We start from the raw sequence: 11,017 nt of genomic DNA, 5'->3' as shown, positions 1-11,017 counted from the left end.
CGATCACCTTCTGGATATGCGAAGGATGGCCCGAGTCCAGCACTGTGCGTGTGTCCCCCACACCGGGGAGCGGAACGCCCCTGCGGCAGCTGAGGTATCGCCGGCTTCCCCGGACTCCCGTCCTTCCGCGGCGACCTTCACTGGCCCTCGGGTCCGCCGTACGAGACGGCTTCCGCCGCAGGGAAAGGCCGTGTCGCGCCGCGCCCTGAAGCGGGCGTCGGGCCCGCGTCAGGTGCCGGTCCCCCTCGCGGAGGGGGACCGGCCGCTTGCCGGACCGCCGAGTGCCGGACACTGGACCGAGCTGGAGACCCTGACAGCCTTCCTCGCCGACGGACGCCACCGGGACGCGGGACTGCTGTTGTGGCGGGCTGGACGGACACTCTCCCCGGCGGAACTCCTGGAAGCCGTGGGCGCATGCCGGGCCGCAGGACACGCCGATGCCGCAGACGCCGTCCTGAGCAGCGTGAGCGAACGCTCCGACAGGCAGGCCGTATTGAACATTCTGGCCGCGTTTCAGCACGCCGGACGAGCAGAAGATGTGGCATTCCTGCTGACCGCTGCACGGTCCGCTAACTGAACGGCAGGTGAAGCTGTTGGTGGCCCCGGGCCCTGGCCGTTGGGGGGAGGGGGCGGATCGTGGCCAGGGTGAGGAGGGTGCGGAGGGCCGCGAGGACCTGGTCCGGGGTGTCGCGGATCATCGACGGGGTCGCGCTGACGACCAGGATGCCGTGGGACTCCAGGCGCAGGCGGCGGCGGAGCGTGGCGTGCCAGGCGTCGCGGGTGTAGTGGTACTCCGCCGAGTCGACCTCCAGGGCCACGCCCTCGTCGGGCCAGTAGGCGTCCGGGGTGGCCAGGAACGTGCCGTCCGGGGTGTAGAGGCGGGCGTTCCACAGCGGGGTCGGGAGGTCGGTGCCGGCGAGGGCGTCGCGGGCCCGGGCTTCGGCCACCGAGCGGACCCCGGCCAGGAGTTCCACCGCGGCGGCGCGGACGGCGGGGCGGCCCAGGAGGCGGGAGGCGCGGAGTTCGGCGTGGAGGTCGTGCGGGTGGCACCAGCCGGCCTGGACGACCTGGGCCAGGACCGAGCGGACGCGGTCGGGGTGCGCGTCGGGTCCGGGGCGGGCGGCGAAGTCGGCGGCCGCGCGGACCGGGCGGGCGGTGGGGACGCCCGCGACGGTCATGGTGCGCGGCCAGCGGGAGGTCGTCAGGGGCCGCACCTGCGGGGTGCCGGTGAGCCGGCGCGGGGCGCGGATCAGTACGTCGGCCGGGGTGGGCGGGGTGTCGCGGATGCCGAGGAGGGCGAGGGCGGCGGCTCCGGTGAGGGCGGCGGTCGCGCCGGAGAGCGGGTCCGCGGCCGGTTCGGCGGCGTAGAGGACCGCGGCCAGAGCGCGTTGGCGGTGGTCGGGCGGGCCCGTCTGGAGCAGGTAGACCCGGGGCAGCAGGCGTTGCCAGGGGCCGCCCGGGCGGGTGCGGGAGGTGACGGTGCCGTCGGGGATCCCGGCGGCGGTGGTGAGCTGGTGACGGGTGGCGAGGCCGAGCTGGCGGCGGGCCACTTTGGCTGCTCCGGGCGTGATCATGGCCCGGATATGCCCGTTCCGTGACGGGTCTAGCTGCGGCCCGGGTGGTTCGGGGACAGGAAGACGACCACGCCCGACCGGGTCCCGGGCAGAGCCGGCACCTCGTGCCAGCCGAGGCGGCGGTACGTGGCGACCGTGTCGGTGGCCAGCCGCGAGGTCAGGAGCCAGGCGCGCCGCTGCGGGGCGTCCTCGGTGATCTCCGCGAGCAGGGCCCGGCCGGTGCCGCGGCCGCGCGCGTGGGCCCGTACGGCGAGTTCGTCGATCTCCAGCGCCCCGACGAGCAGGTCCCGCACCCGGTCGGGCCCGAGCTGCGCGGTGACCTGCGGGTACGCCCGGTGCTGCGGGAAGGGGGCCCGCGTCAGCCAGCCGGTGGCGAACCCGTCGACCCCGGCCGCCGACTGCGCGAAGGCGATGCGGAACCCCGGGCGCCGGACGTCGGTCTGGAGGCGCGTCGAGAACTGACGAATGGTTTCTTCGCATTCGTTCCAGGGCGCGGCGGAGAAGACGTCGGCGTAGGCGTCGACCAGCTCGTCCTCGAGGTCCAGGACGGTGCGTCCGTAGGAGATCACTGCGTCGACTCCCGGTGAGTTGGGCGGGTTTCCTGCTGGAAGACCGAATTTACGCCCAGGGGGTTCCCCGGCCCGGTGATGCGCAGAAACGGCGAGTGTGCGACAAATCGCCTCCGCCCGTTCCGTGTCGCGGGCCCGGCTGGGGCGTTGAGCAACCGTGAACACGGACAGGCTGCTGCGGGTGGCGGGGCGGTGCGCGCTCGCCTTCCTCCTCGTCCTCGGGGTCGTCGCGCTGTTGCCGCGCCCGGTGCGGGAGGCGGTGCCCGACGCGGTGGTGGGCGGGACGGTGCTCCTGCTCGGGGCGGTGGGGGCCCGGCGTGCGTGGAGCGGGCCGCGTTAGCTTGGGGGCGGAGACAAACCGATCCGAAGACAAGACGTACGAGGGAGTTCGACATGGCACGGGTACCCAGTTCCGCGGTGGCGGCGGCCGGCCTGGTCGGCGGTTACGCCGTCGCCCGCTGGACGAAGAAGCGCCCCCTGGGCGGTGTCGTGCTCGGCGCCGCCGGGCTCGTGGCCGGGCGGGAGTGGCACAAGCGGGGCGGGGTCCCGCCGCGGCCGGGCTGGGGGCGCTGTACCTCGCCGGCTTCGCGGGGGCGCACCCGCTGGCGAAGAAGGTCGGCGCGTGGCCGGCCGTCGTGGGGGCGGCGGCCGTCGTGGCCGCGACGTCCTGGGCGGTCGCCGACCGGGGCTGAACCCCGCCCTCGGGGACCGGGCTGACCCCCACCGTCAGGGACCGGGCGGGACCGGACCACCACACGACCGCCGAACACCGGCACCGCGTAGCGATCCAGCGCGTCCGGCCCGCTCCCCAGGGAGCCCTGGTCAGCCTCCCGTGCAGGTGTGACCGCCCCCCGGTCCCGCGCCAGGCACGCAGAGGGGGCCGGGAGGCCCGGCGAGCTCCCGCCGCCCCCGGCCCCTCGTCTCATCACCGAGGGAGCCGCCCCTCCCGCCCCGGAAGGACGATGGGACTGACGGGAAACCCCCGAACCGGCCCTGACACCGCCCCAGGGGCTACCGCCCCCGAAGCCCTGCGCCGCCCTCCATCCCTAACCCCCCAGCGCCCGCGACACGGAATAGATCACCAGCCCCGCCAGCGCGCCCACGACCGTGCCGTTGATGCGGATGAACTGGAGGTCGCGGCCGATGTGGGCCTCGATCTTGCGGGAGGTGTGTTCGGCGTCCCAGGCCGCCACCGTGTCCGTGATCAGCGAGGTGATCTCCGCCCGGTAGGTGGTGACCACGTACACCACCGCACCCTCGGTCCAGCCCTCCACCTTCCGCTGCAGACCGCCGTCCGTGGCGAGCCGGGAGCCCAGCGACATCAGCGAGGACCGTACCCGCAGGCGCAGCTCGCTCCGCTCGTCCTCCGCCGCTGAAATGATCATCGTACGGATCGCGGACCACGCCGAGGCGATCACGTCCTGGATCTCGTCGCGCGCCAGGATCTCGGACTTCAGCCGTTCCACCCGCGCCCGCGTCTCCGTGTCCGACTGGAGGTCCGCCGCGAAGTCACGCAGGAAGCGGTCCACCGCCCCGCGCGCCGGGTGCCCCGGCATGTCCCGCATCTCCGTGACGAACCGCAGCAGCTCCTTGTACACCCGGTCGCCGATCTTGCGGTCCACGAACCGCGGCGTCCAGCCCGGAGCGCCGCCCTGGACCGCGTCCATGACGGAGTCCCCGTGGGTCACCAGCCAGTCGTGCGCCTTCACGCACACCAGGTCCACGGCCCGGTGGTGTCCCCCGTCGGCGACGACCCGTTCCAGGGTCTTGCCGATGCCCGGGGCGATCTCCGCCGCCTCCGCCCGCCGGGTGATCGCCTCGCCCACCACGGCCTGTACGTCGGAATCCCGCAGCACGGTCAGGGCCCCGCGCAGGGCGGTGGCCAGCTCCGCCGTGACCCGGTCGGCGTGCGCGGGCTCGGCCAGCCAGGCACCGAGCCGGCCGCCGATGCCGAGGGCGTGCAGCCGGGCGCGCACCACCTCCGAGGAGAGGAAGTTCTCGCCGACGAACTCCCCCAGCGAGACGCCGAGCTGGTCCTTCTTGGTCGGGATGATCGCGGTGTGCGGGATGGGAAGCCCCAGGGGCCGCCGGAAGAGGGCCGTCACCGCGAACCAGTCGGCGAGCGCACCGACCATGCCGGCCTCGGCCGCCGCGGCGACGTACCCGGCCCAGGCCCCGGCGCCCCAGGCGTTCCGCGCGCAGGTGGCCAGTACGTAGACCAGCGCGACCAGGGCCAGCAGCCCGGTCGCGGTGGCCTTCATACGGCGGACACCGCGCTGCCTCTCCTCGTCCGCCGTGCTGAAGACGAACGCCCCGCGGGCGGGGGGTGGGGCGGCCCGCACCCCGTCGTGGCTGTTCACGTGCTGCTCCTGCCCTTCCCCCGACGGCCGGTTTTGTCTGCATAGCATCCGACTCCCGGGAGGTCCGGGGAGTTCCCGGCGCGCCGCCGGTACCGCTGCAGTCGCCGGGGCGCCGGCGGATCACGGCCGGGCGGCGGGCCCTGACCCGCCGGACCGCCAGAGCTCCCCGCCAGAGCTCCTCGCTGGAACTCCTCCCTCGAGCTCCTCGCTAGAGCTCCTTGCGCGGGCTCCCACCGTCCACCGGCTTCGGCCCCTTGGGCGCCTTGACCTTGACCGCCACCCCGCCCCAGAGGGCGAAGCCGTTCACGACCACCCGCGGGGCGCCCGGCTCCGGGAGGTTCTCCTGGGACGCGCCCGGGTCGAAGCCGCCCATGACTCCGATGCCCCGTACGTCGACCTCCACGCCCGGCGGGACGGTGATCTCGATGCCGCCCATGACGGCCACGCAGGTGATGACGACCTCGCGCTCCGCGAAGTCCGCCTCGCGCAGGTCCAGCTGGCCCCCGCCCCAGACGGCCACCGCCTTGAAGCGGGCGGGCACCGTCCAGCGGCCCTTGCGCTGGAAGGCCGACATGACGGCGACGCCCGTGGCGGAGGTCCCCGCACCGCCGATCCGGCCCGGCCAGGACGAGGAACGGGACGGGGAACGGGACGGTGAAGCGGAGGAGACCGGAGACGGCGGGGCGGCCCCGGGGGCCGGGAGGTCGCGGGTCAGGGGTTCGAGCTCCGCGTACGTACGGGACGCGTACGCCGCCTCGAGGCGCTCCTCGAACTCCTCCATGTCGAGCCGCCCCTCGGCGACCGCGTCCCGCAGCCGGTCCACCACCCGCTCGCGGTCGGCGTCCGACGCCCTCAGCGCGGGCGCCCCTGCCACCCCGGCCGCCCCGGCCGCCCCGGCCACGGGCGCCTCCCCCGACACCCCCGCCGACCCCTCCGCCGGCTTCTCCAGCGAGGCCTTCTCCGGCAACGGGTTCTCCGGCAACGGCTTCTCCGGCCGCTCGTCACTCATGTGGACCACCCTATGCACAGACCGGACCCGTCACCCCGGTCCCGACCCTGATTTGTCCCTACCTCGCCCCCACCCCCCTCACCCCCTCCCCGCGTACATCCGCGCGATCACGTCCTCGATGTCCGGATCCCGCACCGACAGGTCCAGCAGCGGGTACCGCGCCGCCACCGCCGCGACCAGCGGCGCCGCCGACTCCCCCGCCGGGAACGCCAGCCACTGCCGCGGCCCCTCCACCCTCACCACCCGCGCCCCCGCCACCTCCACCGGCGGAAGCTCCCGCTCCAGGTCCACCACCAGCGTCCGTTCACCGCCCTCCCCCCAGGCGTGCAGCCCGCCGAGCGCCCCGTCGTACATCAGCCGGCCGTGGTCGATCACCACCACCCGCTCGCACAACTGCTCGACGTCCTGGAGGTCGTGGGAGGTGAGCAGCACCGTGGTGCCGAGCTCCTCGTTCAACTGCCGCAGGAAGCCGCGCACCTTCGCCTTGCTCACCACGTCCAGCCCGATCGTCGGCTCGTCCAGGTACAGCACCTCCGGATCGTGCAGCAGGGCCGCCGCGATGTCCCCGCGCATCCGCTGGCCCAGCGACAGCTGCCGCACCGGTACGTCGAGCAGCCGGGCCAGGTCCAGCCGGTCCACGCAGCGCTCCATGTTCTCCTCGAACCGCGCCCGCGGGATCCGGTACATCCGGCGCATCAGCCCGTACGAGTCCTTCAGCGGCAGGTCCCACCACAGTGTCGTGCGCTGCCCGAACACCACCCCGATCCGGTGCGCGAGCCGCATCCGCTCCCGCGCCGGGTCGATACCGGCGACGCGCAGCCGGCCGCCGCTCGGGGTGAGGATCCCCGTCAGCATCTTGATGGTGGTGGACTTGCCGGCCCCGTTGGGCCCGATGCAGCCGACGACCTCGCCCCGGGCGATCTCGAAGCTGATCCCGTCCACTGCCCTGACCCGGCGTTTCTCACGCCGCAGCAGGCCCACCCGACGCCGTACGTCGAAGACCTTCTCGACCCCGTCCAAAGAGATGAGCGCCTCGGACACCGCTAGCTCCCCGTGCTTCGGTACGAACGGACTCCCGCGCGCCACGCCAGCGACGCGGGAAGGAACACCACGAAGGCCACCAGTGGGCTCAGGAACGCCACCCACCCCGGCAGCCCCGTCGGATCGGGCCGCCCCAGCACGTACAGCGCGGGCAGCCAGTTGACGAAGGCCAGCGGGACGACGAAGGTCACCCCGCGCAGCAGCTCCTTCGCGAACACCGTCGGCGGGTACTGGAGCATGGTGCAGCCCCCGTACGTGAAGGAGTTCTGCACCTCGGCCGCGTCCCCGGCGGCGAACTGGAAGGCCGCGCCGGCCACCAGCACCGCGGCGAAGATCGCCGCCCCCGCCACCACCATGACCGGCACCAGCAGCACCTTCCCCGGCGTCCACGGCACGTCCAGCACCGACAGCGCCCAGCCCAGCACCCCCAGGCCCTGCGCGATCCGCCCGAGCCGGCGCAGCGCGAACCGGTCCGCGGCGACCTGGGCGAGCAGCGGCACGGGCCGCACCAGCATGGTGTCGAGGGAGCCGTCGCGGATCCGCGCCCCCACCCGGTCGGTGTTGCCGAGGAGCAGGTCGGCCAGGCCCAGGGAGGCCGAGCCGGCCCCGTAGAGGAGGGCGACCTCGGGCAGCGTGAAGCCGCCCAGCACCTCCACGTGGGTGAACATGACGGCGATCGCGACGAAGTCGAGCGCGGTGATCGCCGCGTTCCCGAGGGTGGCCAGCGCGAACGAGGTCCGGTACGTCATCGTCGAGCGGATCCACATCCCCGCGATCAGCCCGTACCCGCGCAGCCCCTCGCCCACCAGGCCGCCGCGCCCCGGCCGCCCCTCGCGCACCCGGCCGCCGCGCCCCGGCCGCCCCTCGTACGGACCACCTCGCCCGGGCGCGTCCGCCCCGGCCACCACCCCGGCCCCCGCCCCGCGCGCCACCGCCCCCCGGGTCACCGCCGCCCGGGCCCCGGTCTCAGCCACCCTGGACCACCGCCTTCCGGGCCGCCGCCGACTGCACGAGCCGTCCCGCACCCAGCAGGGCCAGCGCCCACGCGGCCTGGAAGGCCAGCGCCCGCACCGCCGCCCCGGCCCCGGTATGCGTACCGAGCAGCACGTCCAGCGGCACCTGGAGCATCGCCGCCCACGGCAGCAGCCTCACCAGCTCGCCGAACCCGCCCGGGAAGACCGTCAGCGGCAGCAGCATCCCGGAGCAGAAGACGGTCACGACGGTGGCCATCATGTTGACGCCGGCGCCGTCCATCAGCCAGAACGCCGCCAGCCCCAGCAGGTAGCGCACGCCGAAGCCGACCACCAGCCCGAGGGTGACCGACACCAGGAACAGCAGCCAGCGCAGCGGATCGGCGGGCAGGGCGAGGGTGAAGGCGAACGCCCCGGCCGCCAGCGGCAGCAGGCCGCGCCCCAGCAGCTGGAAGCCCGCCCGGCCCAGGTCGGCCGCGAGCCACCACGCCTGGAGATCGGCCGGGCGGTACAGGTCGACCGCGATGTCACCCGTACGGATGCGCTCCTGGAGCTCTTCCTGGAAGCCGCCGCCGATGAGCGAACCGGCCGCGAGCAGGGACTGGCTGACCCATACGAAGGTCAGGGCCTGCGCCCGGTCGTAGCCGCCGAGGTGCGGGCGCTCGTCCCACAGCGCCACGTACGTGCAGGCGACGATGAAGCCGAAGACGGTGTTGGTGAACACGCCGGCGGCCGTCGCCGTCCCGTAGGCGGCGTAGCGGCGGAAGCCGCCGGCCGCGACGGCCAGATAGAGACGCACCGTATCCCTCCCTTTCCCGCGTCGTTCCCAGGCCGGAGGCGTCGGGGCACCGGCCCGGCCGGAGCCGTCGGCGCTGCGCCGGCCAAAGCGCGGGAGCTTAGTGCGGAGGGGCGAGCCACGCGACCGTTTTATGTCCGTCCGGAGGCAAATCACCGGCCATCGGGTAGACACCATGAGGTACAGATGTGGATATTTCCCACGGTCCCGAGGAGCCCCGGAGATGAGCGACCCGTCACCCCCGCCGGGCTGGGCCCCCCGTGACCCCGACTTCCCGGGCCGTCCCCCCGCACACCCGGCCGCGTCCCACCCCCGGACCGGCCGCACCGGCACCGGCACCGCAGGCGGCACCGGCGGCGGGCGCGGGCGCACCGGGTGGCGCCGCTTCGTTCCCACCTGGCGCGCGGTCGCCGGCACCCTGCTGCTGTGCGCCCTGCTGCTCGGCGGCGCGCTCGTCGCCGGGTACCTGCTGGTCGACATCCCCCCGGCCAACGCGGCCGCCACCGCCCAGTCCAACGTCTACCTCTACGCCGACGGCTCCCCGCTCGCCCGTGACGGAGAGGTCAACCGCGTCAACGTCCCGCTCTCCCAGATCCCCCTCGGCGTCCAGCAAGCCGTACTGGCCGCCGAGGACCGGGACTTCTACTCCGAACGGGCGGTGGACCCCAAGGCGATGGTCCGGGCCGCCTGGAACACGGCGACCGGCAAGGGCACCCAGTCCGGTTCGACCATCACCCAGCAGTACGTCAAGAACTACTACCTGGGCCAGGAACAGACGATCAAAAGGAAGGTCAAGGAGTTCTTCATCGCGATCAAACTCGGTCGTGAGAAGTCGAAGGACTACATCCTCGAGGGGTACCTGAACACCAGTTACTTCGGCCGCAACGCCTACGGCATCCAGGCCGCCTCCCAGGCCTACTACGGCAAGGACGTCACCAGGCTGACCACCGCCGAGGGCGCCTACCTCGCCACCCTCCTCAACTCCCCCAGCGCCTTCGACGTCGTCTCCCACCCCCGGAGCCGCGACCGTGCCGTCGCCCGCTGGAACTACGTACTCGACGGCATGGTCAAGAAGAAGTGGATGACCGCCGGCGAGCGCGCCGCCGTACGGTTCCCCGAGCCCGGCAAGGTGCGCGGCGCCGCCGGGCTGTCCGGGCAGCGCGGCTACCTCGTCGAGGCCGTCAAGGACTACATCACCGAGCACGGGATCCTCGACGACAAGACCCTCGCCGAGGGCGGCTACCGGATCACCACCACCATCGACAAGCGCCGCCAGAACGCCCTCGCCGACGCCGTCCAGAAGCAACTGGTCGACAAGCTCGACCCGGCCGCCCGCCCCGCGGACCGCCTGGTACGGGCCGGCGGGGCCTCCATCGACCCGGCCACCGGCAAGGTCGTCGCCCTCTACGGCGGCATCGACTACACCAAGCAGTACGTGAACAACGCGACCCGGCACGACTACCAGGTCGCCTCCACCTTCAAGCCGTTCGTCTTCGCCTCGGCGGTCGAGAACGACTCGCGCACCCAGGACGGCCGCCGGATCACCCCGAACACCCTCTACAACGGCGACAACAAGCGCCGCGTCGTCGGCACCCGGGGCGTGTACGCGCCCGAGAACGAGGGCCAGCAGTCGTACGGGGACATCACCGTCAACACCGCCACCGACCTCTCCGTCAACACCGTCTTCGCGCAGATGGTCGTCGACGTCGGCACCGAGAAGGTCAAGCGGACCGCCATCGCCCTCGGCATCCCCGAGAACACCCCGAACCTCGTCGTCGGCCCGGCCATGGCGCTCGGCACCATGCAGGCCAGCGTCGTCGACATGACCCAGGCCTACGCGACCCTGGCCGACCACGGCCGGTACACCCCCTACACCTTCCTGGAGAAGATCTCCAAGGACGACGACGACGTCCCCCTCCCCGACCGCACCCCCCGACAGGCCCTCAGCCGGGAGGCCGCCGACACGACCACCTCCATGCTGATCAGCGTCGTCGACAACGGCACCGGTACGGAGGCCCTGGCGGCCGGCCGCCCGGCCGCCGGCAAGACGGGCACCGCCGAACTGGACCGCGCCGCCTGGTTCGCGGCGTACACCCCCGACCTGGTCACGGTGGTCTCGGTCATGGGCCAGGACCCGGACACGGGCACCCTCCAGTCCCTGTACGGGGCGCTGGGCGAGGCCCGCATCGGAGGCGGCGGCTACCCGGCCCGGATCTGGGCCGCCTACACGAAGGCGGCCCTGGAGGCCACGGACCCGGAGGAATTCGACCTGGAGCTCCAGCCGGGCGCGGCCCAGCTCCCGCCTCCGCCGCCCACCGTCCCGCAGCGGCCCGAGGGCAGCCGCCCGCCGTGGCAGCGGCCCGACCGGCCCACCCCGCCCGGGCCGCCCACCCCGACGACCCCGACGAACGGCGGCCAGACGCAGGGCGGGCAGACGCAGGGCGGGCAGACCAACGGGGGCCAGATCAACGGGGGCCAGACCACCGGCGGCGAAACGAACGGCGGCCAGACCCAGGGCGGCCAGACGAACGGCGGGCAGACCACCGGAGGCCAGACGAACGGAGGCCAGACCACCGGAGGCCAGACGAACGGCGGCGACACCGCCGGCGGCGGGACGAACGGGGGCGACACCGACGGCGGCACCACCCAGGGCCGCCGCCGCCCGCCCGCCGAGTTCCTCGAATGAGCCGCCGACCG

The 11,017-nt window shown here is 73.7% G+C and carries 10 protein-coding genes and 1 pseudogene; 4 read left to right on the top strand and 7 right to left on the bottom strand.

The annotated features are described in order from the left end of the window. The first annotated feature begins 190 nt into the window (after positions 1–190). On the top strand, positions 191–577 hold the full coding sequence (locus tag ACZ514_RS19925) for a hypothetical protein (protein WP_469125270.1): 387 nt from the start codon (positions 191–193) through the stop codon (positions 575–577). Here the strand turns inward: ACZ514_RS19925 and ACZ514_RS19920 are convergent. Then, entirely contained in the window at positions 570–1,574 is a 1,005-nt protein-coding gene (locus ACZ514_RS19920; protein ID WP_469125269.1) for a hypothetical protein, read from the bottom strand. The two genes, ACZ514_RS19925 and ACZ514_RS19920, sit on opposite strands and share 8 nt — an antisense overlap. Before the next feature lie 29 nt (positions 1,575–1,603). Further along, on the bottom strand, positions 1,604–2,143 hold the full coding sequence (locus tag ACZ514_RS19915; protein ID WP_468171874.1) for a GNAT family N-acetyltransferase: 540 nt from the start codon (positions 2,141–2,143) through the stop codon (positions 1,604–1,606). 157 nt (positions 2,144–2,300) lie between these two features. Here ACZ514_RS19915 and ACZ514_RS19910 point away from each other — a divergent pair, with 157 nt between their 5' ends. Then, positions 2,301–2,483, top strand: coding sequence for a hypothetical protein (locus ACZ514_RS19910; protein ID WP_468171871.1), 183 nt, complete (start codon positions 2,301–2,303; stop codon positions 2,481–2,483). Between the two features lie 53 nt (positions 2,484–2,536). Further along, a pseudogene (locus tag ACZ514_RS19905) lies at positions 2,537–2,835 on the top strand (hypothetical protein). A 354-nt stretch (positions 2,836–3,189) separates the two neighbouring features. Here ACZ514_RS19905 and ACZ514_RS19900 read toward each other — a convergent pair. The 5 genes from ACZ514_RS19900 to ACZ514_RS19880 form a co-directional block, all read right to left on the bottom strand. Then, positions 3,190–4,551: a DUF445 domain-containing protein gene (locus tag ACZ514_RS19900; protein WP_468699654.1), complete on the bottom strand. Its 1,362-nt coding sequence runs from the start codon at positions 4,549–4,551 to the stop codon at positions 3,190–3,192. 160 nt (positions 4,552–4,711) lie between these two features. Next, complete coding sequence (locus ACZ514_RS19895) at positions 4,712–5,512, bottom strand: DUF1707 SHOCT-like domain-containing protein (RefSeq protein WP_468699653.1); 801 nt, start codon at positions 5,510–5,512, stop codon at positions 4,712–4,714. Between the two features lie 78 nt (positions 5,513–5,590). Next, positions 5,591–6,553 (bottom strand): ABC transporter ATP-binding protein, encoded by a 963-nt coding sequence (locus ACZ514_RS19890; RefSeq protein ID WP_469125268.1) that lies wholly within the window; start codon positions 6,551–6,553, stop codon positions 5,591–5,593. 2 nt (positions 6,554–6,555) lie between these two features. After that, complete coding sequence (locus tag ACZ514_RS19885; protein WP_469125327.1) at positions 6,556–7,458, bottom strand: ABC transporter permease; 903 nt, start codon at positions 7,456–7,458, stop codon at positions 6,556–6,558. A gap of 61 nt (positions 7,459–7,519) precedes the next feature. Beyond that, the gene (locus ACZ514_RS19880; protein WP_469125267.1) at positions 7,520–8,323 is read right to left on the bottom strand and encodes an ABC transporter permease; all 804 of its coding nucleotides are present in this window, start codon (positions 8,321–8,323) and stop codon (positions 7,520–7,522) included. Positions 8,324–8,543: 220 nt separating this feature from the next. Here ACZ514_RS19880 and ACZ514_RS19875 point away from each other — a divergent pair, with 220 nt between their 5' ends. Further along, positions 8,544–11,006, top strand: a complete 2,463-nt coding sequence (locus ACZ514_RS19875) for a transglycosylase domain-containing protein (RefSeq protein ID WP_469125266.1) — start codon at positions 8,544–8,546, stop codon at positions 11,004–11,006. The last annotated feature ends 11 nt before the right edge of the window (positions 11,007–11,017 follow it).

Source organism: Streptomyces sp. NPDC034086, from assembly GCF_055575515.1.
The sequence above is the reverse complement of the archived record's forward strand: the minus strand, read 5'-3'. Positions and strand labels throughout refer to the sequence as shown.